This window comes from Raoultella sp. T31 (genome assembly GCF_002806725.1).
Classification (GTDB): Bacteria; Pseudomonadota; Gammaproteobacteria; order Enterobacterales; family Enterobacteriaceae; genus Klebsiella; species Klebsiella electrica.
Map to the genome: position 1 here is coordinate 41,606 of NZ_PIBO01000003.1, position 24,131 is coordinate 65,736.

Here is a 24,131-nt window from a genome sequence, read left to right on the forward strand (position 1 = left end):
TTGCCCGGCCACCGCGCGACGGCCAGGGTCATTCAACACTCTGCGTTGCTTTCTTCTTCGAAGACCGTATCTTTATCCGCGCAATAGCGCCGCTTCCCTGCGACCAGACGCTTTCCGGGGGCAGACAGCGTTCGCCATCTGCCCCTCTTTCCGCGTCGATCAGAAGCGGTAGTCCACGGCCATAAAGTAGCGACGGCCCTCTTCGGTATAGCTGTAGTCGTCGCGGCTCAGATCTTTATCCCCGACGTTCAGTACGCCTGAACGCAGCTTGACGCTCTTCGTCACCTGCCATGCCGCACCGATATCAAACATGGTGTAACCGCCCGGCGTTTTCGAAGTGGCGCTGACTGCGCGCTGCTCGCCGGTATAATTGGCGGTGACGTAGAAGGACCAGTCATCCAGCGGCTTCCAGTCCAGGGTCCCGTTGGCGGTGTGGAACGGCAGCGATTGCAGCGGTTTGTCGCCACCGTTGCTGAGATCGCGGCCATCGTTATAGGTGTAGTTCACCGTCAGCTTCCACTCGTCGCCGAACGGCACTTTGACTTCGGTTTCCACCCCTTTAATACGCGCTTTGTTGACGTTGAAGTAGCGGAATACCGGTACGCGTTTGCCGTTGACCGTTTTCCAGCCGACAAAGTTCGGGTAGCCCGGCGCTTCGCTGGCGCTGGAGGTGCGCAGAATATCGATCATATCGTCGACGTTATTCTGGAAGGTGGTCACGCTGCCTTCTACGCCATCCAGCAGCCCCTCTTCGCCGCGGTAGTAGAGGCCAAGTTCGAAACTTTCGCTGGTTTCCGGCTTCAGATCCGGGTTACCGATGATGCTGCACGAGCCGCGGCAGGAGTTGGTGGTCCAGTCCGGGTTCAACTGCAGCAGCGACGGCGCTTTAAAGGCCGTGGCCCAGCCGCCTTTTACGGTGACCGTATCGCTGGCGTTATAGACGAGGTAAGCACGCGGGCTCCAGTGATCGCCGTAGGTCTGATGATCGTCCATACGAATACCGGTGGTCAGGGCCAGCGGTTCGAAAATACGCCACTCATCCTCAACAAACAGCGCGTACTGGCTGGCAGAGGTGGATTTTCCGCCGCTGCTCAGATTAATCGGATCTTTCAGTTTATCGTGGCGCCATTCGCCACCGAAGGTCAGCAGCTGGTTAATCATCCCCAGCGGCAACACGTACTTGCCGTCAACCGCATTGCTTTCAGAGGTGATCGTGCCATTCTGGCCCGGATTTTTGTTATCGACTTTTTCGCCATAAAACTTCAGTTCGCTATTGCCCACATCCCAACGACCGTTATGGCTCAGGGAGTAGTTCTGGCGTTCCAGACGATTACGGTTGAGGGAGTCGGAATCACGATCCTGACGATCGAAGCCATAGCCGGCGGTGATATCCTGGTTATCGGTCGGCGTCCAGGCAAACTCAACGTTGCCATCGCGGCTGGTAAAGCCTTCAATACGCGGCGTTTCACCGGCGGCATTGCTGGAGGACTGCGGATCGTCTTTCGCGCGTTTTGCCAGGTTGCCGTAGGCTTTCATCCCCAGCACGCCGTCAATCAGCGGACCGCTGGTAAAGAACTGGCCGTTGTAGGTATCACCGCGATCGCGATGTTCCTGAATCGTGGTATCGGCGCTCAGGGTTCCGGTCCACTTCTGGCCGACTTTTTTGGTGATGATGTTCACCACGCCGCCGAGGGCATCGGAACCATAGAGGGAAGACATCGGCCCGCGGACCACTTCAATGCGCTCAATGGCGTCGACCGGGATCCAGTTTAAATCGAAATCGTTGTGGCGGAAGACCGCGTTGCGCGAGTTAACGCGTTTGCCGTCGACCAGAATCAGCGTGTAGCTGCTGTCGAGGCCACGAATGCTGACGCCCTTACGGTTGTCGCCTTCGTGGGTGAGCTGCACGCCTGGCACGTCGCGCAGAACATCTTTCAGATTCTGGACCGGACGGCGCTGCAGATCTTGCTGAGTAATGACGCTGATACTGGCTGGCGCATCTTTTACGCTCTGTTCAGTCGCCGCGGCGGTGACGACCAGCGTTTCTTCATTGACCTGGGCAACGGCCGGAAACGCCAGCGATACGACGGATGCGCACAATCCCGCCCGGACAAAAGGGTTTAACCTGAACATTCCATATCTCCATGAGGTGTATAACGAATCAAACAAAAGGTGCAATTAACACGTACTGCCGGCGCACCGCTCATTGGCGGTACGCGCGCTCTTTTTACAGTTGACGTGGCTGGTCGCCCCTTGCTGGTTGTTTACGACCGGCAAGACAGGGAGATTGGCTTCATCCTGATTTTGATGAGGATGATAAAGATAATGATTTTGATTATCAATAAAATTATGAGGAATTGTATCAATTTGTAAGAATATACAGATAAAAAAAACCCTCTTAAAAGAGGGTTTCATCAGAACGATTACTGCCAGCGTCGGCCGTCAGCCTTTAAATCGCTGCGGGAACTTCATCTCGCTGTAGCGAACGAAACGGGTGCCTTTTGCCAGCTTATAACCAAACCAGATAACCAGGAACAGCGGGATACCGATATAGGTTGCGGCCACCCCGCCCCAGTCGATGGTGTCTTTCAGGAAGGCTTCATAGTTCTGGCCTAGCGTGACAATCAGGCACAGCACGAAGGCAAAGATCGGCCCCAGCGGGAAGAACCCTGAACGATACGGCAGATCGTTCAGATCGTTGCCCTGCAGCACATAGCCGCGACGGAAACGATAGTGGCTGATAGCGATCCCCAACCAGGCGATGAAACCGGTCATCCCGGAGGTGTTGAGCAACCACAGATAGACGGTCTGGTTACCAAACATCGAGCTCAGGAAGCACAGCGCGGCAATCACCGTCGTGGCATACAGCGCATTACGCGGCACGCCGCCACGGGAGAGCCTCGAGAAGATGCGCGGGGCTTTGCCATCGCAAGCCAGGGTATAAAGCATGCGCGTTGACGCATACATTCCCGAGTTCCCCGCCGACAGTACCGCCGTCAGGATAACCGCGTTCATGATTGCCGCCGCCGACAGCAGACCCGCGTGCTGGAACACCAGGGTGAACGGGCTGACGGAAATGTCTTTCACGTCGTTACGCAGCAGGCTTGGGTCGGTATACGGAATGATCAGACTGATAATCAAAATCGCGAAGACATAGAACAGCAGGATACGCCAGAACACCTGGCGCACCGCGCGCGGAATATTCTTCTCCGGATTTTCCGATTCGCCCGCCGCAATACCGATAAGCTCGGTGCCCTGGAACGAGAAGCCGACGATCATCGCCACGCCAATCATCGCGGAGAAACCGCCGGCAAACGGCGCGTCATTGATGGCCCAGTTGCTCCAGCCCGCTGGCTGCGCGCCTTTAAAGATACCGACGATCATCATCACGCCGACAATAATAAAGATAATAACGGTGGCCACTTTGATAAGCGAGAACCAGTATTCCGCTTCGCCAAAACCTTTCACCGAGATCCAGTTCAGCAGGAACATAATGCCGAGGAACAGAGCGCTCCAGATCCAACCCGGCGTATCCGGGAACCAGTAGCTCATCACCAGTTGAGACGCCACGAGGTCAACGGCGATGGTCACCGCCCAGTTATACCAGTAGTTCCAGCCCAGCGCGAAGCCAAAGCCCTCTTCGACATAGTTCTGACCGTAGGTGGCGAAGGAACCGGATACCGGCATGTATGCCGCCAGTTCACCCAGGCTGGTCATCAGGAAGTAGACCATCAGGCCGATCAGAATATAGGAAAGCAGTGCGCCGCCTGGGCCTGCCTGAGAAATAGTTGCACCAGATGCAACGAAAAGACCTGTACCGATGGAACCGCCAATAGCGATCATGGTCAAGTGGCGCGCCTTCAGTTCACGGCGTAAGCCGGGCGCTTCTGTGGTTTTAGTATCCGAAACCATGTGAAAATGCTATCCATCCAAAAAACGAGGCGAGATTGTAGCAGACGATCCGGGTTCTATCCGGAACAAATGCGCAGTTATAAGAGAGCTTCATGATCGACAATGAATTATTAGCAAAGCACTCATCTGCGAAAATGCCCGCCATAATATGCTGATCTCTCACAATAAATGCCTTGCTAACCGCCGATGATTTACACCTGACAGTAGTGCAGAAAACGCTGTAATGCCTTAGAAACATGCTTTTGCCGATGGTGAATCCGCCACAGGGTGCGGGTCAGAGCAGGCAATGGGACCGACAGTTCGACCAGCGAGCCGACCTCAAGCTGTTCGGCGATAACCCGTCGGGAGAGACAGCTGATGCCCAGGCCGTGACGCACGGCGTGTTTGATGGCTTCCGAATTGCCAAGCTCCATGCCCAGATGAAACGCCGGCAGGTGCGACAGCAGCAGGTAGTCAACGATTTCGCGGGTGCCGGAGCCATGTTCACGCAGGATCCACGGCGCTTCCGCCAGCCGTTGCAGCGTCACCTCCCCTTCCAGCAGCGGCGAATCCGGCGCGGCGAACACCACGAGTTCATCTTCCAGCCATGGCTCGGCGATGATATCTGCCGCATGACATGGTCCTTCGATAAGCCCGATATCCACCCGCAGATCGGCGACCGCATTAATCACGTCCTGGCTATTGCCCACGCTCAGCTCCAGCGGCAGGTCGGGAAAATCACGGCGATAATGGGCGATAATTTCCGGCAGGATATAGTTGCCGATGGTGCTGCTGGCATAAACCCGGATCGCGCCGTTGTCGCCGCGAAACAGCTGTTCAATCTCCAGCGCGCGCTCCAGTAAAGCCAGCGCCCGCGGGTAGAGAAGCCGCCCGTGTTCGTTTACCACCAGCCGCTTGCCGACGCGGTCAAACAGTTGCACGCCCAGCTGCCCTTCCAGATCGGTCAGCGCCGCGCTGACCGCGGATTGCGACAGCGCCAGCATTTGTGACGCCTGGGTCGTTGACCCGCTCTTAAGCACTTCAGCAAACACTTCCAGCTGCCGTAGCGTGATATGCATAGCTCATCCTGCCTTCATTGATATGCTGCGTGGCTCTCCGACAATCCGCCGATCGTGGAAATGTCACCCAAAACGCGAAAATATTCGCATCTACCCGCAATAATTCGAGTTACAGGACAAAACGGTTGACCGTTTTGCACAGCGCTGGCGCTGGCCGAATCATACGCCACGAGAGCGACTCCCCAGGAGCTTACTGCAGTCAGTGACTGGGGGAATCGGCGCAGCCAACACACATGCAACGTGAAGGATGGCGGGTATACCACTTATTACGATTGATTATAAATATATAATCAATTTTATATTTAAACCAGCGCGTCGTAATCTTTACGCAGACAAAGGAGAAGGTTATGACAGCACTCACTTTACCGACTAAACATCACACCCTATGGCATTTTACCCCGGGGCTCGCGCTGACCGCCGTTCTGACCGGCGCCGCGCTTTGGGCCGGTAGCTTTTCCGCTATCGCCGGTGCCGGCTTCAGCGCCCTGACGCTGGCCATCTTATTCGGTATGGTTATCGGCAACACGATTTACCCTAAGCTCTGGCAATCCTGCGACGGCGGCGTGATCTTTGCCAAACAGTATCTGTTACGACTCGGCATCATTTTATACGGTTTTCGCCTGACGTTCGCCCAAATCGCCGATGTCGGGGTCAGCGGTATCACCATCGACGTCCTGACGCTGACCAGCACCTTTTTTATCGCCTGTTTCCTCGGGCAGAAGGTCTTCGGTCTGGACAAACATACCAGCTGGCTGATTGGCGCCGGTAGCAGCATCTGCGGCGCCGCCGCGATTCTGGCAACCGAACCGGTCGTCAAGGCACAAGCCAGTAAAGTGACCGTCGCGGTGGCCACGGTGGTGATTTTCGGTACCCTGGCTATCTTCCTCTATCCGGCGATGTACCCGATGCTGGCGCACTGGTTCACCCCGGAAGCCTATGGCATCTATATGGGCTCCACGATGCATGAGGTGGCGCAGGTGGTGGCCGCAGGACATGCTATCAGCCCGGATGCGGAAAACGCCGCGGTGATTGCGAAAATGCTGCGCGTGATGATGCTGGCTCCGTTCCTGCTGTTCATGGCCGCTCGCGTCAAACAGCTGGCGCCAGCAGGCCTGGGAGAAAAAAGCAAAATCACCATTCCGTGGTTTGCCATCCTGTTTATTGTGGTGGCGGTGTTTAACTCTTTCCATCTGCTGCCAAAACCCATCGTCGGGATACTGGTCACGCTTGATACCGTCCTGCTGGCGATGGCGATGGCGGCACTGGGGCTGACCACTCACGTCAGCGCGCTGAAAAAAGCCGGCGCCAAACCGCTGCTGATGGCCTTAATCCTGTTCGTCTGGCTGATAGTCGGCGGCGGCGCCATCAACCTGGTGATTCACGGCCTGATGGCATAACCCGGTCGGATGAACCCACGCATTCGTTGATGTAACTCTCCGGTTAAGCCGCTATCATTACCCTCCCCCCAGCGGCTTAACTGGAGCTTTTTATGAAATACATTGGAGCGCACGTCAGCGCCTCCGGCGGACTGGCCAATGCCGCCATTCGCGCCGCGGAAATCGACGCCACCGCCTTCGCGCTGTTTACCAAGAATCAGCGGCAATGGCGAGCAGCCCCGCTCAGCGACGAAACGATTGCTGAATTCAAAGCCGCCTGCGAAAAATACCGCTTTGGTCCCGGACAAATCCTGCCGCATGACAGCTACCTGATTAACCTCGGCCACCCGGTTGAGGAGGCGCTGGAAAAATCCCGCGATGCCTTTATTGATGAACTGAGCCGCTGTCAGCAGCTCGGGCTGACGCTGCTCAATTTCCATCCCGGCAGCCATCTGCAGCAGATACCGGAAGACGAGTGTCTGGCGCGTATTGCCGAGTCCATTAATATTGCGCTGGCTAAAACCGAAGGCGTGACCGCCGTCATTGAAAATACCGCCGGCCAGGGCAGCAACCTCGGCTTTCAGTTTGAACACCTGGCCGCCATTATTGACGGCGTGGAAGACAAATCCCGCGTCGGCGTCTGCATTGATACCTGCCACGCCTTTGCCGCCGGTTATGACCTGCGTAGCGTGGAAGGGTGTGAGAAAACTTTCGCCGACTTCGAACGCATTGTCGGTTTCCGCTATCTGCGCGGCATGCACCTCAACGATGCCAAAAGCACCTTCGGCAGCCGCGTTGACCGCCACCACAGCCTGGGCGAAGGCAATATCGGCCACGACGCTTTCCGCTGGATCATGCAGGACAGCCGCTTCGATGGCATCCCGCTGATTCTGGAAACCATTAACCCGGATATCTGGGCACAAGAGATTGCCTGGCTGCGGGCACAGCAAACGGAAGAAGCCTCGGCCTGACGCCAGCCGCGTGCGGGCCGTGTGAAACGTATCGCTACGTAGAGAAGTAGAACAGAAAAAGGGCCGAATCCGGCCCTTTTGTTTGCTTATGATGCGCTTTTGTGCAGGAGAACTCAGGCCGCTTTTTCTGCGGTCTGTCCTTCCGGACGTTTCAGCACCGCGTAGGAGAGACCGGCCACCAGGGTGCCGGCAACAATCGCCAGCAGGTAACCGACCACTGGCGTAATCGCACCAGGAATCAGCAGGACGAACAGACCGCCGTGCGGCGCCATCAGTTTCGCCCCGATAGCCATAGAGATCGCACCGGTCACCGCGCCGCCCACGATACAGCATGGCAGGACGCGCATCGGGTCACGGGCAGCAAACGGAATCGCCCCTTCAGAGATAAAGCACAGACCCAGGACCAGCGCCGCTTTCCCCCCTTCCCGTTGCCCTTTATCAAACTTATTGCGGGCAACCAGCGTAGCGATACCCATCGCCAGCGGTGGCACCATACCGGCCGCCATAATCGCCGCCATCGGTGCGTAGGTTTGGGTACTCAGCAGACCGACGCCGAAGGCATAGGCCGCTTTGTTCACCGGACCGCCCATGTCGGTACACATCATCGCGCCGAGAATAGCGCCCAGCAGTACGGCGTTCGCCGTTCCCATCGTTTGCAGCCAGTGGGTCAGCCCTGCCAGAATACCGGCAACAGGTTTACCGATCAGGTAAATCATCGCCAGGCCGACGATCAGGCTGGAGACCAGCGGAATGATCAGGATCGGTTTCAGCGCTTCCATGCTCGGCGGCAGTTTCAATTTGGTGCTGATCAGTTTAGCAACGTAACCGGCAAGGAAACCGGCGATAATCCCGCCGATGAAGCCGGAACCGCCGCTGACGGCCAGCATCCCGCCGATAAGACCCGGCGTCAGGCCTGGACGGTCGGCAATGGAGAAGGCGATAAAGCCTGCCAGCACCGGAACCATCAGCGCAAAGGCTGAACCACCGCCAATCTGCATCAGCGCGGCTGCAAGGGTATCTTTTACTTCAAACGCTTTGATACCGAAGGCAAAGGAGAGCGCGATACACAGACCGCCGGCAACGACCATCGGCAGCATATAAGACACGCCGGTCAGCAGGTGACGATAGGCACCGCCGCCCTCTTTCTTCGCCGAAGCCGCCTGCTGGCTGCTCTGGCCGGACGGCTGGTACGGTTTCGCTTCAACAACGGCTTTATCCAGCTCCTGCACGGTTTTCTTCAGCGCCAGACCGGTGGTGGTACGATACATCGGTTTGCCGGCAAATTTTGCCAGGTCGACTTCAATATCGGCAGCCACAATCACCAAATCCGCCTGCGCCACCTCTTCCGGCGTGATGGCGTTACCAGCGCCGACCGAGCCGCGAGTTTCCACTTTCACCCACCAGCCGCGTTTTTTGGCTTCGGTTTCAATGGCTTCCGCCGCCATAAAGGTATGCGCGACGCCGGTCGGGCACGCGGTGACCGCCACGATGCGTTTTACGCCACCGGCGGCAGCCGGCAGTGTCGCCGCTGCCGGAGCAGCATACGGCGTCGCCTGGCTTTTCGCTTCGCTCAGGAACAGCTCCGGATGGGCAACGGCGCGATTGATATCGCCGAGGAACACCTGTTTACCGCTCAGCGCACTATCCGCCGGCAGGGTGGTGGCAAGAACGATCGCCAGTTCCGCGTCGTTCGGGTTGTCTGTCAGTTCAAGATGTGCTTTATGCGCTGCGGTACCCAGCAAGGTTTTCGCCATATAGGCGCGCGCCTGTCCAAGTCCGGCATCAATAATCAGCAGCGTTTTCATTATGCCTCTCCTGCTGTCAATTAAAGGGTTTTAAGTCGACACGCGCCATCATGGCGGCCAACTGGGTACGATCGGTAATACCTACATTGCTCTGGCTGACCGCCAGCGCCGCAACAGCAGTAGCCAGACGCAGCGTATGCTCGCTGGATTCACGCATCAGCAGGCCGTAGATCAGGCCGCCAACCATGGAATCCCCGGCACCGACGGTGCTGACCACTTCAACTGAAGGGGGTTTCGCAATCCATTCGCCTGAAGCGTTAACCCACAGCGCCCCCTCTTCACCGAGGGAGATAACCACGTGGGCAATGCCCTGCTCGCGCAGCGCATGCGCTGCATCAATCACGTCTTTCATTTCCGGCAGCTTACGGCCAGCCCAGATCTCCAGCTCGCGACGGTTTGGCTTCACCAGCCACGGCGCGGCTTTCAGACCGGCAACCAGCGCTTCGCGGCTGCTGTCAAAGATAATGCACGGACACTGGCTACGCAGACGAACCATCCAGTCTGTGAAGGCTTCCGGGCTAACGCCTGACGGCAGACTGCCGCTGACGCACACCATGTCGAACTGGCCCAGCCAGCTCAGGGAGTCATTCACAAAGCGTTCCCAGTCGGCCGGGGTGACTTCAAAACCGGAGAAGTTGAAATCGGTCACTTCACCATCTTTTTCCGTCAGCTTGACGTTGATGCGTGTCCGCCCCTGAACCACCTGGAAGCGGTTGGCAATCCCCAGCTCGCTGAACAGCTGCTGAAAACCATCCTGGTTGTCTTTCCCCAGGAAACCGCCAACGGTGACGTCAATGCCGAGATCTTTCAGCACTTTCGCAACGTTGATACCTTTTCCGGCGGCATGCAGACCGGTGGTCCGCACGAGGTTGACTTCTCCGCGTTCAATTTCCGGTGTGAAACCCACCAGATCATATGCCGGGTTTAATGTAATCGTTGCTACACGTCTGCTCATTTATGCGCCCTCCCCAAGGCCTTCGGCGATCGCTTCGCCAATCGCATCCAGCGCTTGTTGCGCATCTTCACCTTGCGCGGTAAAGCGCAGACGGTGACCTTTCTTCACGCCCAACGCCACGACTTTCATCAGGCTGCGGCCATTTGCCGGCTTGCCGGATCCGTCCAGATTGGTGACGGTAATGTCGCTAGAAAATTGTTTAATGGTGTTCACCAGCATCGTGCCCGGACGGGCATGCAGCCCGTGCTCATTGCGCACCACAAACTCGGCGCTCAGCACGTCGTCGGCGATTGCATCGTCGCTGGTCAGCAGCGCCAGCAGGGTTGCGCCATCGGACTTCAGCAGGCGGTCAGCTTTTTTATCAATTAGCAGATTGCTCAGGCGATTCAGTACCGCGGTAGGCTGTTCATCCGCCATCGCGACGGTAATCAGCAGCGATACCGGCTGCTCATCGGCGGTAAATGTACTGGCGGCACGGCTGACCGCAATCGCGCTGCGCAGGTTGCCTTCCGCACTGTCGTTCAGCCAGATGCCCTGACCGAGGTTCAGCGGCTTATCATTGATGGTGCGGCTGACGAAGGTGGCGTCGACGGCGCCGGCCTCTTTCAGACGCGCAGCGTTCAGCGCCTGTAAGGTCATCAGATCGCTGGCAGCGATATCCAGGCTCAGCGTGTCATTATCCAGTTTCAACGCTTCGCTCTGCTTTTCACCCATCAACAGGGCCCGTAGCTCTTCCGCCGTGGTCGCCGATTTAAGTTGTTCAGCGACCGAATCATCGCTCAGGACGTGGGTCAACTGACGCAGCAGCCCCAGATGTTCATCCGAACTGGCGGCGATGCCGATGGCCACGTACGCGGTCTGCCCTTCTCCCCAGGTCACGCCCTGCGGAAACTGGTAGACCTGAACGCCGGTTTTCAGCACCTGGTCACGCGTGTCGGTAGTCCCGTGCGGGATGGCAATGCCGTTGCCAAGGAATGTGGAGGTTTGCTGTTCGCGAGCCAGCATCCCGTTAACGTAGCCTTCCGCCACGTTGCCAGCGCTGATCAGCGCCGCGGCAACCTGACGAATCGCCTCTTCTTTATTACCGGCCTGCTGGCCGGGATGAATATCCTGCACAGATAACTGGAACATGGTTCTCCTCTCCTGCTAGATTGAATCGTTTCAGCTATTTTGTGAAAAAAGGCGTCAACTTCCTGATGGAGAAAATTCCGATAACGCTGAAACGTTTCAATGAGTCTGTACCTTTCTTATCCACTGCGCAAGATCTGTTATCAATCTGATAACGGAAATTAGAGGTGCAGCACACTTTTGCTGAAGCTAGCCTCCCGCATTCAGCCAGGTTTCAGCTTTTTGCTGAAATTACTAATTTGAAACTACTTTTTAATTTTCTGTACCATACTACTGTTCATTTTCTGGGTGACGGCGTAAACTCCGCTGCTCAGACAATGACAGATACTCCGCCATGCAAAACAGTAGCGCTGCCCTTCCCCGCCGCGGGTTCGATTTAACCTCTTCTGCTTTCCTGATCGTCGCCTTCCTGACAGGCATTGCCGGCGCGTTGCAAACGCCGACCCTGAGCCTGTTTTTAACCAATGAAGTGCATGTACGCCCGGCGATGGTCGGCTTCTTTTTTACCGGAAGCGCGGTCATCGGTATTTTGGTCAGTCAGTTTCTGGCCGGGCGCTCGGATCGCCAGGGCGATCGCAAGCGGCTGATCGTCTTTTGCTGCCTGCTCGGGATCCTGGCCTGCCTGCTGTTCGCCTGGAATCGCAACTACTTTATCCTGCTCTTCATCGGGGTCTTCCTCAGCAGCTTCGGCTCCACCGCCAACCCGCAGATGTTCGCCCTCGCGCGCGAACATGCCGATAAAACCGGTCGCGAAGCGGTCATGTTCAGTTCCATTCTGCGCGCCCAGGTCTCGCTGGCATGGGTGATCGGCCCGCCGCTGGCCTACGCGCTGGCAATGGGGTTCGGTTTTACCGTGATGTATCTCTGCGCCGCGATCGCCTTTGTGGTCTGCGGGGCGATGGTGTGGCTCTTTCTGCCCAGCATGCGCAAAGAGAAGCAGAAACTGGCGGCGGCAGGTCATCTGGAGGCACCGCGCACTCATCGTCGCGACGCGCTGCTGCTGTTCAGCGTTTGCACACTCATGTGGGGCATTAACAGCCTGTACATTATTAATATGCCGCTCTATATCATTAATGAGCTGCATTTATCAGAGAAGCTGGCCGGGCTGATGATGGGGACCGCCGCCGGGTTGGAAATCCCGACGATGCTGATTGCCGGCTATTATGCCCGACGCTTTGGTAAGCGCTTTTTGATGCGCCTCGCCGCAGCGGCAGGAATACTGTTTTACGTGGGGATGCTGCTGGTGCATACGCCCGCTTTACTGCTGGCTCTGCAGGCGCTGAACGCGATATTCATCGGTATTCTGGCAGGCATTGGCATGCTCTATTTCCAGGACCTGATGCCCGGCCAGGCCGGCGCTGCCACTACGCTGTATACCAATACCACCCGCGTCGGCTGGATTATCGCCGGTTCGCTGGCAGGTGTAGTGGCCGAAATCTGGAGCTATCACGCTGTTTTCTGGATTGCCCTTGGCATGGGGGCGGCGTCATTACTTTGCCTGTGGCGCATTAAAGACGTTTAAGATGCAGGCAGAGCCTGCGGAATAAGACAGGTCATGGCCGCCTGGCGATTGCCGTGATCTGTAGGCGTTCTTATATGCAGGATGACCGTTGCCAAAGAATTTTCGCCCACAAAGACCGGAATATTATCTTGCCGTGAAGTTGCTTATCTCATGATGGTATCAACTAAAAAACAACCAGTAATGGTTAGAAATAAAGTTCCAGCATTCTACCATCACGGACAGATAGAGGATGCCCCATACGAGTAAGACAAGCACTGCGAAGTGTTTTTTAATGAAACGAAGCATACCCAGCCATATTTAAAATAAACATACCGAGCAATATAACTTCTGAAAAATAAACATTCGCACAACCAGCCCAAATTGAATTGTTATTGAATTGCTAATAATCAGCTCTTGTTTTTCGATTCTTTAAATTCACCAGGCATTAATGTTTCATTTCATATTAAATGTTAATTTTAGTTCTGACGCCCGGAGGCTTTGGGCGTGGTTCCTTGTAATCAACCGATACCCGAATCGGGGCTTTATCATCAGTTCCCGGCACCACTTCAGCATTTAGAGGTGGAACCGCCGGGCCTCTCTGTCTCACTCTTTCCCGCGGGCTCATTCATCCACAGCCTCTCCCGTTCACTTGTCCGGATGAGTGGCTTTCCCCCACGAGCTATCCTTGATACATGAATACATGCAGTATGCAGAGAGACAGGTCAAGACTATCAGGATGATTACAGCAAGAAGATACAATATTAACCTCCCGTAAAGAAACCAACCGCTTAAAGCTGTTGAGGTAAAAAAATGCCGCACAGTCAGGGAAAGGAACTGGCGGCAAACGGCATCTCAGGACTTTCGATGTTTTTCTATGGAACGACCCCATATAACCATAATCATTGTAATGTTATGTATCCATTTCAAAACTAAATTACACAGACTGTATAAAAAGCATTTAAGTGTATTAGTTGTAATATTTTATCAGCATATTTAATGCTAAAAAAAGCATTATTGAAACGAAGTTTTTAATTATTTAATTCAGTACCAGGCTGATAATGAGATGTTTTTGGCAACCGCCATGAATAACTCAACGCTCAGGGATAAAAGGTGCCTGGGTATCCAGGGTCAAACGCACGACAAAGACTTATGGCGCTGTACTAAATTCTAAATGAATGAGATATGTCATAGCAGCGTCACGATCCGTTGAGCACATATCAGGTGAAGGCTGTAGGCTACCGCATACTTTTGGCCGTCGTTTCGACCTGAAGATGCGACATAGATTGAAAGAAAAGAGCCAGCACCAAAGCTGGCTATGCTATTAGAATGGCGATGAAGTGAGGTAAACAGGAACAGAGTAGATTGAGCCACCCGCAAGATAAGTCGCAGGGCTATTAAAGGTATAAATGGTTCCTTTCACTGACAGATAAAGCGCGTCGTTTTCAGCCTTCGTCAATGCGCCTTTGTCCGTCGTGTTCATAAAAGGCTCGTTCCCGTCCTCCAGACTCGCCATAAACGCTTTATCATCTTTGGATGCATCATAGAGATAGAAACGATAGGAAAAACCGGTAGTTGCTCCTGTGCTCGCTTCGGTGATGTAGAGGTTAGCCAGATTGTTTATTTTCACCTTCTTGATTATCTCTTGCTCAAGCGGCGAGTAATGCAACACCTTATATACCCCAATGACGACAACCGCCAACAGGATTAAGAGTAGGTAGCCTTTCCTAAAAACCAGCGCGTTTTGCATAGTCAATCCCTGCTCTTATCCAATACTGGTCGTTAGGGTCATCGCCATAAGGCGTTGAGCCATACCAATCACCAAAAGCTGGATCGCTCGTTCCTGCTTGACTTTGCGCCCATCCTGCCCCCCGAAGTAATACCTCATCGGAAATCCCCGCAGCGTGACCTACAGCCCCATAATGAAAGTTACCAAAACTTTCGAACCCTTTCCCGCGCTGCTTGTAATCCCACGGGCCATGCCTTCTTACTTGTTGGTAAAACCAGGAATAGGTGAGGGCTGATGGGCCACGGTGAAAACGAGCCATCATCATATTATTGACAATGCTTACGCCGGGCGGGGCGAATGAGGATACATCAAATGGTGGGTGGGGTGATGCCGCTAAAGTTGGGTATCTCACGCCTGGGCTCTCTCATTCCATGCGTCAGTAAACATGATGTTGCCATCGCAGTGCTTCCAGGTAATTTTTTCATAGCGAAACTCTACGCACTCAAGGTGGTTATGCTTCTCTTTGGTTGCATCTTTAGTATCGTGCATCACTGGTGAAACACCGACAATTTTCACACCTTCAAGCAGCATGTTGAAGTATTCCGCTTCCTGACCAGCATCATTGATGCGATACCATTTAAATTCCGCTGATTTAAGTGTCTGACCAGTGGCAACTGCTTTGTAAAGATACGGGCTGGAGCTATCAAACTCTTTTTGAATGAGTACGGCTGAATGCTTGCGGGTTCCTGTGATTTTTCCCGTCATTGCATCAGTTGGGATACTCAAGTTATGTGAGAATCCGGTGATCTCAATGCTGCCATCGCGGTCTTGAACGTCTACAGACCCCATAATGTCTGCGCCGCCGTCATCTTTAAGCCATAGATAAGCTGGAATAGCCATTGTCTCTTTTCCTCGTGTTGTTATAGAAATCCACAAGGAAATTGTACCTAATCAGGGTCTGTATAGTAAACGATCAAATGCAATAAAATCATCAAATTAAGCGTGACTAAAAGTTTAATTAAGTTCTGTTTCATAGACTGGTTCCATAGTTCACCAGACACTTCGCGTCTCTTAATGTAATGGAATTATTTACGGCAGCAGTTTTTTAAGATGAAGTTTGCTTTTCGAGGTGAATCAGGAAAGCCATCGCCTCTTCACGACTGGTGCAGCACATATCAGGTGAAGGCTGTAGGCTACCGCATACTTTAGGACGTAAAGCCGAGCCAAAGATATTGCATAAGTTATCTTCCGATAGCTGCACGCACCTGACATTCGCAGGCTTGCCGTCAGGCATTCCGGGGATCGGGGATGAAATAGAGGGGGCGATACAGCAGGCACCGCAATCGATACGACATTCCATAAATGACTCTCTTGATGTTGCGGTTTACGGCCAAGCCTAAACGTTTTGTCCGGAGATAGCAAAACTCGTGAATTCCGCTTGCCTGAAAGCCCCGGCGCGAGTAGTTTTACGCGATATTTTTTGAACCGTTAAGCGACAGGATTACTGCAATGCCAAGAGCGAATGAAATTAAAAAAGGTATGGTGCTGAATTACAACGGCAAGCTGCTGATTGTAAAGAATATTGATATTCAGTCACCGAGCGCCCGTGGCGCAGCAACGCTGTACAAAATGCGTTTCTCTGATGTACGTACCGGCCTGAAAGTGGAAGAGCGCTTTAAAGGCGACGATATCGTTGACACCGTTACCCTGACCCGCCGTTTCGTTGACTTCTCCTATGTTGACGGCAACGAGTACGTGTTTATGGATAAAGAAGATTACACGCCGTACACCTTCACCAAAGAGCAGATTGAAGAAGAGCTGCTGTTTATTCCGGAAGGCGGCATGCCTGACATGCAGGTTCTGACCTGGGATGGCCAGCTGCTGGCGCTGGAACTGCCGCAGACCGTGGATCTGGAAATCGTAGAAACCGCCCCGGGCATTAAAGGCGCCTCGGCGAGCTCCCGTACCAAACCGGCAATCATGAGCACCGGCCTGGTGATTCAGGTTCCGGAATACCTGACCACCGGCGAGAAAATTCGTATCCATATCGAAGAAAGCCGCTACATGGGTCGCGCAGACTAATATCGCGTCGTCCCGGATGAGGGTGGAAACGCCCCGTCCACGCCGCCCGTCGTATGAGCCGGGCAGTAAGACAAAAAAGGACAGCCTCAGGCTGTCCTTTTACTTTTCCGCCGCCAGAATTACAGCAGTTCCGGATACTTCGTCATCTTCAGCGCCAGCTCAACACCGCGTACTTCCGCCATCCCCTTCAGGCGACCAATCGCCGAATAGCCCGGGTTGGTTTTCTTACGCAGATCGTCCAGCATCTGGTGACCATGGTCCGGACGGAACGGAATCGGACGCAGATCGCCCGCGTGCTTGCGGCGCAGCTCTTCGCTCAGAATCGCCTCCACCACCGCCACCATATTCACGTCACCGGTCAGATGCGCCGCTTCGTGGAACGTTTTTGGGTTCTCTTCACGGCAGGTCGAACGCAGATGGGTAAAGTGGATCCGGTCGCCGAAGGTTTCGACCATTTTCACCAGATCGTTATCGGCACGCACGCCGTAAGAACCGGTGCACATCGTAAAGCCGTTGTTGATGCTGTCCACGGTCTCTTTCAGCCACTGCATGTCTTCGATAGTCGAAACGATACGCGGCAAGCCAAGGATCGGGCGCGGCGGATCGTCCGGGTGTACGGCCAGCCGCACGCCAACCTCTTCGCATACCGGTACGATAGCGCGCAGGAAGACGGCCATGTTCTCACGCAGCTGCGCTTTATCGATCTGGTCATATTCCGCCAGCCGCGCGCGGAACTGTTCGAGGGTATAGCCCTCTTCTGCGCCCGGTAAACCGGCAATAATGTTGCGGGTCAGCTTGTCAATGTCCGCTTCGCTCATCGCCGCAAAGCAGGCCTGAGCCTGGCGCTGCTCTTCCGCACTGTAGTCTGCCTCGGCACCAGAGCGCTTCAGGATATGCAACTCAAAAGCGGCAAACGCGATGTGGTCAAAACGCAAGGCTTTCGAACCGTCCGGCAACTGGTACTCAAGGTCGGTACGCGTCCAGTCGAGAATCGGCATGAAGTTATAGCAGACGGTATCAATCCCGCAGGCCGCCAGGTTGCGAATGCTCTGCTGGTAGTTGGCAATCCAGGTCGCACACTGCCCGCTCTGGGTCTTGATCTCTTCGTGTACCGGGATGCTTTCCACGACCGACCAGGTCAACCCTTTTTCCGCCAGCAGCGCCTGGCGCTGTTTAATTTCGTCAACCGGCCAGACTTGACCGTTAGGAATATGGTGCAGCGCAGTGACCACACCCGTCGCGCCAGCCTGCCGTACATCATCAAGCGACACCGGATCGTTCGGTCCATACCAACGCCAGGTTTGTTCCATCGCTATGCCCTCTCAAAGTTGTTATACCAATATTGCTAACATCAATGATGACTACCATACAGGCTTCTCGCCAGGGATCAATTTATCCCGCTGAATTGATTGATCCAGCTCACACTAAGCGTATAAATACGGCTCACCAATTTAATTTGTTGTCATATAACTTTACACTGCCATTGTTAATCATTGGTTAATCAGGTGTGTAAAGAATGACTACTATTGCTACCGCTACGCTGCCAGAAAGCGTGCAGCTTCCTCAGTACGATCGCAGCCAGTTGCGCTCGCGCATTGTGCACTTTGGCTTCGGGGCGTTTCATCGCGCTCATCAGGCCCTGCTCACCGATCGGGTGCTGAACGCCAGCGGCGGAGACTGGGGGATCTGTGAAATTAGCCTGTTCAGCGGCGATCGGCTGATGAGCCAGCTCCGTCAGCAGGACCACCTGTTCACCGTGCTGGAAAAAGGCGCACAGGGTAACCAGCCGATTGTCGTGGGCGCCGTTCACGAATGCCTGAATGCAAAGCTGGACTCTCTGCCCGCGATCATTGAAAAATTCTGCGAGCCGCAGGTGGCCATTGTCTCGCTGACGATTACGGAGAAAGGCTACTGCATCGATCCCGCCAGCGGCATGCTGGACCTGACGCAACCGCGCATTATTCACGATCTGCAAAATCCCTCGCTGCCGCAATCGGTGCCGGGGATTCTGGTTGAAGCCCTCTCCCGCCGCCGCGAACGAGGCCTGCCGCCGTTTACGGTTCTCTCCTGCGATAATATTCCTGATAACGGTCACGTGGTCAAAAATGCGGTTCTGGGCATGGCGGAAAAACGCGCCCCCGAACTGGCGCAGTGGATTGCTGAACACGTCAGTTTTCCCGGCACCATGGTTGACCGTATCGTGCCCGCCGCCACCGATGAGTCGCTGGCTGAAATCAGCGCTGCGCTCGGCGTGGAAGATCCTTGCGCTATCAGCTGCGAGCCATTTATTCAGTGGGTCATTGAGGATAACTTCGTGGCGGGCCGCCCGGCATGGGAAACCGCCGGCGCCCAGATGACCGATAACGTGCTGCCGTGGGAGCAGATGAAGCTGCGGATGCTCAACGGCAGCCACTCTTTCCTTGCCTGGCTCGGCTACCTTGCCGGTAATACGTATATCAGCGACTGCATGCAGGATGAGGTTCTGCGCAGCGCCGCTCGCCGGTTGATGCTCGACGAACAGGCCCCGACGCTCGCTATCGAAGGCGTCAATCTGACGCACTATGCCGACAGCCTGATCGCGCGCTTTAGTAATCCAGCGCTAAAGCACCGCACCTGGCAAATAGCGATGGACGGCAGTCAGAAGCTTCCGCAGCGTATGCTTGACGGTATTCGCATTCACCTGCAACGCGGTAGCCGCTGGCCGCTGCTGGCGCTCGGCGTGGCGGGCTGGATGCGCTACGTCAGCGGTAGAGATGATGCCGGTCAGGCGATTGATATTCGCGACCCGCTGAGCGACAAAATTCAGGCTCTGGTCGCCGACAGCCGCGACGAGGAACGCGTCGGCGCCCTGCTTTCACTGGAAGAAATCTTTGGCCGCGATCTGCCGCGCAATGCGCTGTTTGTGGAGAACATCACCGCCGCCTGGCATCAGCTTTCTGCCGTCGGTGCCCGCCAGGCCATTGCCAACGTGCCCGGGATTTAACAATTGCTGCTCTTTAGCGGACAGAATTCTTTTCTGTCCGCCGTAACCCTTCTCTTTTCCCCTTTTTTTCGTCAGGATAGGGCCAACTGTTACAACATTACATTTGTATCCTGGAGAAAATGTGACCAAAACAAACTTGATCACGGGGTTTCTCGGCAGCGGTAAAACGACCTCGATTCTTCATCTGCTGGCCCACAAACCTGCAGATGAAAAATGGGCCGTGCTGGTTAATGAGTTTGGCGAAGTGGGTATCGACGGCGCTTTACTGGCCGATAGCGGCGCGCTACTCAAAGAAATTCCCGGCGGCTGCATGTGCTGCGTCAACGGCCTGCCGATGCAGGTTGGGTTGAATACCCTGCTGCGCCAGGGGAAACCGGATCGTCTGCTGATTGAGCCTACCGGGCTTGGTCATCCCAAACAAATTCTCGATATTCTGACCGCCGCCGTCTATGAGCCGTGGATCGATCTTCGCGCCACTCTGTGCGTGTTGGATCCCCGCCAGCTGCTGGACAGTAAAGTGATGGCGAACGACAACTTCCGCGATCAGCTGGCGGCGGCCGATGTCATTATCAGCAATAAAGCGGACCGGATGACGGCGGAAAGCGAACAGGCCTTTGACGCCTGGTGGCAGGAACACGCGGGCGAACGTCTGCATATTCGCGCAACCTACGGCAACATCGACCCGGCGCTGCTGGATTTACCGCGTCTGAACCTGGCTCCACTGCCGGAAAGTGCTGCACATGCGCACAGCCACGGGCAGAAAAAGGGCCTGGCCGCGCTCAGTCTGCCCGCTCATCAGCGCTGGCGCCGGAGCCTCAACAGCGGTCAGGGCTACCAGGCCTGCGGCTGGATTTTTGATGCCGATACGACGTTTGATACGATTGGCCTGCTTGAGTGGGCGCGTCTGGCGCCGGTTGCCCGCGTCAAGGGGGTGATGCGTATTGCGGAAGGTCTGGTCCGCATCAACCGTCAGGGATGGGATCTGCATATTGAAACCCAAAACGTTGCGCCACCGGATAGCCGCATTGAGCTGATTACCGAATCCGAGGCGGACTGGAATGCCTTACAAGCCTCTTTGTTGAAACTTCGTTTAAGTTAAGGTGGGTATGTTTCCCGCCGTCTTACACAACTCGCAACCGTTATGATTAAAAACCGAATTCCCCTGATCCTGCTGCTTAACGCGGCAGGTTTTGTCCTCTTTTTTTCGTGGTTTTTGCCCGCGAATCATGGTTTCTGGCTGTCGCTGGACGCCGCCATTTTCCACTTCTTTAACCAGGGAGTGGGAAAGAGTCAGGCCTATGCCTGGCTGCTGGCTATCATCAATAACCGGGCTTTTGACGCCTGCTCTTTGCTGGCGATGGGCGGCCTGATGCTGAGCTTCTGGTTGAAAGAGCAAAGCGCCGGTCGCCGTCGGATCGTCATTATCGGCCTGGTGATGCTGCTCTTCGCGGTGGTCATTAATCAGCTGGCGCAGCATCTGATGCCGGTTAAACGCGCCAGCCCGTCGCTCGCGTTCAGTGAGATTGTTAAAGTAAGCGATGTGGTCGCCTTCCCGACCAAAGATGCGTCGAAAGACAGTTTCCCCGGCGATCACGGCATGATGCTGCTCATCTTCGCCACCTTCATGTGGCGCTATTTTGGCCGCCGGGCATTTGCTATTGCGCTGATTATTTTTGTGGTTTTCGCTTTTCCGCGGGTCATGATTGGCGCCCACTGGTTTACTGATATAGCCGTCGGCTCATTGACCGCCGTACTTATCGGCATCCCCTGGGTGCTGATGACGCCGTTAAGCGACATCTTGATCGCCTGGTTTAACCGTTCGCTTCCGGGCGGCACGGGTAAAAATTAATATTCTCCTTACATATTATTAACTATATCCATAAGGGATCGTTCTCGGTCCCTTTTTTATTTGTCCATTTTTTTTAGCATCTGCGTCATCTTCCTGTCACATTAATCGTCTTACAAATGAATGAATTGCATATTTTTTACCCGCCATTGCTGCTATTTTGTGCTTTCCCGATGATTCACTTTTAGATGCACAATTTCTTATAAGAAATCTCGCGAAACCGCTCGCCATCCCACGTTTGATAGGGTACTCTCAATCTCGTTTTGCCTTTCCAGTAACGTCAATCCGGCTCAAAAATAAATTTGTGCGGTATCCCACAAATTTAGGTTTAAGGAATTGTCTCATTGCTGGCAGGTATTTAGGCTCTAGCACGTTTGGCATTTTTTATAACGACATTGTCGTTAAGGACAACAAGGGAAAACAAACAACATGGTCAAATCTCAGCCGATTTTGAGATATATCTTGCGGGTTGTGCCCGCGATAGCAGTGGCAGTTTTGCTCTCTGCCTGTAGTTCGACAAGTAGTACCGCAAGGAATATGCATTCTGAGACGCATGCTGTGGGTAGTGGCGATTTATCATCACTGCAAGCCTCTCAGGATGAATTTGAAAAGATGGTCAACAATCTGGACGTTAAGTCCCGTTTGATGGACCAGTATGCCAGCTGGAAAGGCGTGCGTTACCGCCTCGGCGGCAGCACCCGCAAAGGCATTGATTGCTCCGCCTTTGTGCAGCGTACTTTCCGCGAACAATTTGGTCTGGAACTGCCCCGCTCCACTTCTGAGCAGCAGGATTCCGGCAGGTCTATTTCACGCTCTCAACTGCGCACCGGTGATTTAGTTCTGTTCCGGGCGGGTTCCACCGGTCGCCATGTCGGCATCTATATCGGCAACGATCAGTTCGTCCATGCTTCCACCAGCAGCGGTGTGACCATCTCCAGCATGAACGAGCCGTACTGGAATAAGCGCTATAACGAAGCGCGACGAGTTCTGAGCCGCTCGTAATCCTTTCTGACGTCAGTTATCCCTTGGCTGACGGTCAGAACAAAAAAACACTGCTGCGGCGGTGTTTTTTTTTGCCTGTTTACCTATGAATGCCGCAATATAGGCTATCCCTTTTAGTAGCGATAGAGAAAACGTTTCCTATCAAACCATTGGCGCAACTCATTAACACGGATCGACTCTATAGCCTATGCCTACCCGTCACCTGTCACCCCGACGTAATATCTGGCTGACCAGCATACTCATCGGGGCGATTGTCGCCCTGCTGGCCGGTAGCATTCAGGTTATGGTGATTTATCATAGCCGGTCTGAACGTTTTGACAGTATCATCGACAACGTCAACGTCTACCTGACCGAATACTTTAGCCATCTCGAAAAAACCATGACCGGCCTGCAGCCGCTGGTCGACCAGAAATGTGAAAACATTGCCTCAGGCCTGACCGCACGGGCGGCCTTTAGCGCAAACGTGCGCGCGTTTTTGCTGGTGAAAGACGGTGTCGTCTTTTGCTCCTCCGCCACCGGCGCCATGGACACGCCTCTGGTACAGCTTATCCCGCATCTCGATCCCCGTAAGGCGGTCGATATGCGGCTCCTGCCGGGGACGCCGATGATGCCGAAGAACGCCGCTCTGGCGATGTGGGTACGCAACCCGGGCGGCGGCGAGGATGGCGTTTTCGTCTCAATCAATACCAACCTGACACCCTATGTTCTTTACTCCGCCCGTCAGAACGATTTCAGCAGTATCGTGCTGGTTGTCAACGATACCGCCCTCTCCACCCTGACCAACAGCATTATTGACCCGCAGAACCTGGCCGCAGAGCCTATTCGCCAGGTCCAAATCAAAGGGCTGCCGCTGAAGGTCTATCTCTATGCCAACAGCTGGCTATCGGAGAATACACAATTTTCGCTGCTGCTCGGCGTGGTCTGCGGCCTGCTGGCTGGACTGGTGAGTTACTATGTGCTGTCGCTGAAATCCGATCCGCGTAAAGCCATTCTGCTGGGGATTAAAAACAATCAGTTCTACGTTGTCTATCAGCCGGTAGTCAAAGCGGATACCCTGCGCATTAGCGGTATTGAAGTGCTGATGCGCTGGCGCCATCCGGTCGCCGGGGAAATCCCGCCCGACGTGTTTATTAACCTGGCTGAAACGCAGCAAATGATTGTGCCACTCACCCATCATTTATTCGCGCTGATCGCCCATGACGCGCCGGCCTTGCAAAAAATTCTGCCCGTCGGCTGCAAGCTGGGGCTGAATATCTCACCGGCCCATCTGCACGCCGACGAATTTCAGGCCGACCTTCAGCAGTTCGCGGCCTCTCTGCCAGCCAACCACTTCAATGTGGTTCTTGAAATTACCGAACGTGCGATGATCGATAAAAACAAGTCGCTGGCCATCTTTGACTGGCTGCATGAACAGGAATTTGAGATTGCGATTGACGATTTTGGGACCGGACATAGTGCGCTTATCTACCTTGAGCGTTATAAATTTGACTATCTGAAAATCGATCGCGGCTTTGTACAGGCTATCGGGACCGAGACCGTCACCTCACCGGTGCTGGATGCGGTACTGACGCTGAGCCGCCGCCTGCAGCTCGTGACCGTTGCGGAAGGGGTCGAAACGCCGGAGCAGGCGGAGTGGTTACGCAAACATGGCGTAAACTTCCTGCAGGGCTATTGGCTGAGCCGTCCGCTGCCGCTGGAAGAGCTGATCGCGGCCCATGACAAACAGGCAAAATATTTTGCCGCCCGGTAACCGCTCTTGATGATGCCCGCTCACAGAGGATATTAA

At 54.6% G+C, this 24,131-nt stretch carries 20 protein-coding genes; 9 read left to right on the forward strand and 11 right to left on the reverse strand.

Annotated features, from left to right (window positions below; genetic code table 11):
- Positions 1-159 precede the first annotated feature (159 nt).
- The 3 genes from cirA to yieE form a co-directional block, all read right to left on the reverse strand.
- Positions 160-2,133 (reverse strand): catecholate siderophore receptor CirA, encoded by a 1,974-nt coding sequence (gene cirA, locus CWM52_RS02830; protein ID WP_100682699.1) that lies wholly within the window; start codon positions 2,131-2,133, stop codon positions 160-162.
- Between the two features lie 309 nt (positions 2,134-2,442).
- Positions 2,443-3,912 (reverse strand): amino acid permease, encoded by a 1,470-nt coding sequence (locus CWM52_RS02835; RefSeq protein WP_100682700.1) that lies wholly within the window; start codon positions 3,910-3,912, stop codon positions 2,443-2,445.
- 191 nt (positions 3,913-4,103) lie between these two features.
- Complete coding sequence (gene yieE / locus CWM52_RS02840) at positions 4,104-4,970, reverse strand: DNA-binding transcriptional regulator YeiE (RefSeq protein WP_100682701.1); 867 nt, start codon at positions 4,968-4,970, stop codon at positions 4,104-4,106.
- 347 nt (positions 4,971-5,317) lie between these two features.
- Here yieE and CWM52_RS02845 point away from each other — a divergent pair, with 347 nt between their 5' ends.
- Together CWM52_RS02845 and nfo are read left to right on the forward strand one after the other, a co-directional pair.
- On the forward strand, positions 5,318-6,367 hold the full coding sequence (locus CWM52_RS02845) for a YeiH family protein (RefSeq protein ID WP_100682702.1): 1,050 nt from the start codon (positions 5,318-5,320) through the stop codon (positions 6,365-6,367).
- Positions 6,368-6,459: 92 nt separating this feature from the next.
- Positions 6,460-7,317, forward strand: a complete 858-nt coding sequence (gene nfo, locus CWM52_RS02850; RefSeq protein WP_100682703.1) for a deoxyribonuclease IV — start codon at positions 6,460-6,462, stop codon at positions 7,315-7,317.
- 113 nt (positions 7,318-7,430) lie between these two features.
- On the opposite strand, the gene fruA is transcribed toward nfo, so the two are convergent.
- Genes fruA through fruB form a run of 3 tightly spaced genes read right to left on the reverse strand, consistent with a single transcriptional unit; the run spans position 7,431 to position 11,208 of the window.
- Positions 7,431-9,122 (reverse strand): PTS fructose transporter subunit IIBC, encoded by a 1,692-nt coding sequence (gene fruA / locus CWM52_RS02855; RefSeq protein WP_100682704.1) that lies wholly within the window; start codon positions 9,120-9,122, stop codon positions 7,431-7,433.
- Positions 9,123-9,138: 16 nt separating this feature from the next.
- Positions 9,139-10,077, reverse strand: a complete 939-nt coding sequence (fruK, locus tag CWM52_RS02860; RefSeq protein ID WP_004864796.1) for a 1-phosphofructokinase — start codon at positions 10,075-10,077, stop codon at positions 9,139-9,141.
- Positions 10,078-11,208 carry a fused PTS fructose transporter subunit IIA/HPr protein gene (fruB, locus tag CWM52_RS02865; RefSeq protein WP_100682705.1) on the reverse strand — a complete coding sequence of 377 codons (1,131 nt, stop codon included), beginning with the start codon at positions 11,206-11,208 and terminating at the stop codon, positions 10,078-10,080. It abuts the gene before it with no gap.
- A gap of 331 nt (positions 11,209-11,539) precedes the next feature.
- Here fruB and setB point away from each other — a divergent pair, with 331 nt between their 5' ends.
- The gene (gene setB / locus CWM52_RS02870) at positions 11,540-12,727 is read left to right on the forward strand and encodes a sugar efflux transporter SetB (RefSeq protein ID WP_100682706.1); all 1,188 of its coding nucleotides are present in this window, start codon (positions 11,540-11,542) and stop codon (positions 12,725-12,727) included.
- A 1,300-nt stretch (positions 12,728-14,027) separates the two neighbouring features.
- Here the strand turns inward: setB and CWM52_RS02880 are convergent.
- The 4 genes from CWM52_RS02880 to CWM52_RS02895 all read right to left on the reverse strand — a co-directional run bounded on the left by CWM52_RS02880 (position 14,028) and on the right by CWM52_RS02895 (position 15,792).
- Complete coding sequence (locus CWM52_RS02880; RefSeq protein ID WP_100682707.1) at positions 14,028-14,453, reverse strand: hypothetical protein; 426 nt, start codon at positions 14,451-14,453, stop codon at positions 14,028-14,030.
- Complete coding sequence (locus CWM52_RS02885) at positions 14,431-14,757, reverse strand: polymorphic toxin type 44 domain-containing protein (protein ID WP_100682708.1); 327 nt, start codon at positions 14,755-14,757, stop codon at positions 14,431-14,433. The genes CWM52_RS02880 and CWM52_RS02885 overlap by 23 nt, the downstream gene beginning before the upstream one ends.
- Before the next feature lie 83 nt (positions 14,758-14,840).
- Entirely contained in the window at positions 14,841-15,332 is a 492-nt protein-coding gene (locus CWM52_RS02890) for an Hcp family type VI secretion system effector (RefSeq protein ID WP_100682709.1), read from the reverse strand.
- A 205-nt stretch (positions 15,333-15,537) separates the two neighbouring features.
- Complete coding sequence (locus CWM52_RS02895; RefSeq protein ID WP_100682710.1) at positions 15,538-15,792, reverse strand: YkgJ family cysteine cluster protein; 255 nt, start codon at positions 15,790-15,792, stop codon at positions 15,538-15,540.
- A gap of 149 nt (positions 15,793-15,941) precedes the next feature.
- Here CWM52_RS02895 and yeiP point away from each other — a divergent pair, with 149 nt between their 5' ends.
- Positions 15,942-16,514 carry an elongation factor P-like protein YeiP gene (gene yeiP / locus CWM52_RS02900; protein ID WP_100682711.1) on the forward strand — a complete coding sequence of 191 codons (573 nt, stop codon included), beginning with the start codon at positions 15,942-15,944 and terminating at the stop codon, positions 16,512-16,514.
- Positions 16,515-16,633: 119 nt separating this feature from the next.
- On the opposite strand, the gene uxuA is transcribed toward yeiP, so the two are convergent.
- Entirely contained in the window at positions 16,634-17,824 is a 1,191-nt protein-coding gene (uxuA, locus tag CWM52_RS02905) for a mannonate dehydratase (protein ID WP_100682712.1), read from the reverse strand.
- A gap of 206 nt (positions 17,825-18,030) precedes the next feature.
- On the opposite strand from uxuA, the gene CWM52_RS02910 reads away from it, so the two are divergent.
- The 5 genes from CWM52_RS02910 to CWM52_RS02935 all read left to right on the forward strand — a co-directional run bounded on the left by CWM52_RS02910 (position 18,031) and on the right by CWM52_RS02935 (position 24,095).
- Positions 18,031-19,497, forward strand: coding sequence for a mannitol dehydrogenase family protein (locus CWM52_RS02910; RefSeq protein WP_100682713.1), 1,467 nt, complete (start codon positions 18,031-18,033; stop codon positions 19,495-19,497).
- Between the two features lie 121 nt (positions 19,498-19,618).
- Positions 19,619-20,596: a CobW family GTP-binding protein gene (locus CWM52_RS02915; protein ID WP_100682714.1), complete on the forward strand. Its 978-nt coding sequence runs from the start codon at positions 19,619-19,621 to the stop codon at positions 20,594-20,596.
- A gap of 42 nt (positions 20,597-20,638) precedes the next feature.
- The gene (locus CWM52_RS02920) at positions 20,639-21,346 is read left to right on the forward strand and encodes a phosphatase PAP2 family protein (protein WP_100682715.1); all 708 of its coding nucleotides are present in this window, start codon (positions 20,639-20,641) and stop codon (positions 21,344-21,346) included.
- Positions 21,347-21,772: 426 nt separating this feature from the next.
- Entirely contained in the window at positions 21,773-22,345 is a 573-nt protein-coding gene (mepS, locus tag CWM52_RS02930; RefSeq protein ID WP_100682717.1) for a bifunctional murein DD-endopeptidase/murein LD-carboxypeptidase, read from the forward strand.
- 187 nt (positions 22,346-22,532) lie between these two features.
- A complete protein-coding gene (locus tag CWM52_RS02935) occupies positions 22,533-24,095 on the forward strand; it encodes a cyclic di-GMP phosphodiesterase (RefSeq protein ID WP_100682718.1) in 1,563 nt (520 codons plus the stop codon).
- Positions 24,096-24,131: the final 36 nt, after the last annotated feature.

Coding starts and splice junctions, on each gene's coding strand:
- CWM52_RS02890 (WP_100682709.1), bottom strand. CDS start 15,332: ATGGCTATTCCAGCTTATCTATGGCTTAAAGATGACGGCGGCGCAGAC.
- nfo (WP_100682703.1), top strand. CDS start 6,460: ATGAAATACATTGGAGCGCACGTCAGCGCCTCCGGCGGACTGGCCAAT.
- CWM52_RS02910 (WP_100682713.1), top strand. CDS start 18,031: ATGACTACTATTGCTACCGCTACGCTGCCAGAAAGCGTGCAGCTTCCT.
- cirA (WP_100682699.1), bottom strand. CDS start 2,133: ATGTTCAGGTTAAACCCTTTTGTCCGGGCGGGATTGTGCGCATCCGTC.
- yeiP (WP_100682711.1), top strand. CDS start 15,942: ATGCCAAGAGCGAATGAAATTAAAAAAGGTATGGTGCTGAATTACAAC.
- CWM52_RS02845 (WP_100682702.1), top strand. CDS start 5,318: ATGACAGCACTCACTTTACCGACTAAACATCACACCCTATGGCATTTT.
- setB (WP_100682706.1), top strand. CDS start 11,540: ATGCAAAACAGTAGCGCTGCCCTTCCCCGCCGCGGGTTCGATTTAACC.
- fruB (WP_100682705.1), bottom strand. CDS start 11,208: ATGTTCCAGTTATCTGTGCAGGATATTCATCCCGGCCAGCAGGCCGGT.
- CWM52_RS02895 (WP_100682710.1), bottom strand. CDS start 15,792: ATGGAATGTCGTATCGATTGCGGTGCCTGCTGTATCGCCCCCTCTATT.
- CWM52_RS02880 (WP_100682707.1), bottom strand. CDS start 14,453: ATGCAAAACGCGCTGGTTTTTAGGAAAGGCTACCTACTCTTAATCCTG.
- CWM52_RS02885 (WP_100682708.1), bottom strand. CDS start 14,757: ATGATGATGGCTCGTTTTCACCGTGGCCCATCAGCCCTCACCTATTCC.
- fruA (WP_100682704.1), bottom strand. CDS start 9,122: ATGAAAACGCTGCTGATTATTGATGCCGGACTTGGACAGGCGCGCGCC.
- yieE (WP_100682701.1), bottom strand. CDS start 4,970: ATGCATATCACGCTACGGCAGCTGGAAGTGTTTGCTGAAGTGCTTAAG.
- CWM52_RS02935 (WP_100682718.1), top strand. CDS start 22,533: ATGCCTACCCGTCACCTGTCACCCCGACGTAATATCTGGCTGACCAGC.
- CWM52_RS02920 (WP_100682715.1), top strand. CDS start 20,639: ATGATTAAAAACCGAATTCCCCTGATCCTGCTGCTTAACGCGGCAGGT.
- uxuA (WP_100682712.1), bottom strand. CDS start 17,824: ATGGAACAAACCTGGCGTTGGTATGGACCGAACGATCCGGTGTCGCTT.
- CWM52_RS02835 (WP_100682700.1), bottom strand. CDS start 3,912: ATGGTTTCGGATACTAAAACCACAGAAGCGCCCGGCTTACGCCGTGAA.
- fruK (WP_004864796.1), bottom strand. CDS start 10,077: ATGAGCAGACGTGTAGCAACGATTACATTAAACCCGGCATATGATCTG.
- mepS (WP_100682717.1), top strand. CDS start 21,773: ATGGTCAAATCTCAGCCGATTTTGAGATATATCTTGCGGGTTGTGCCC.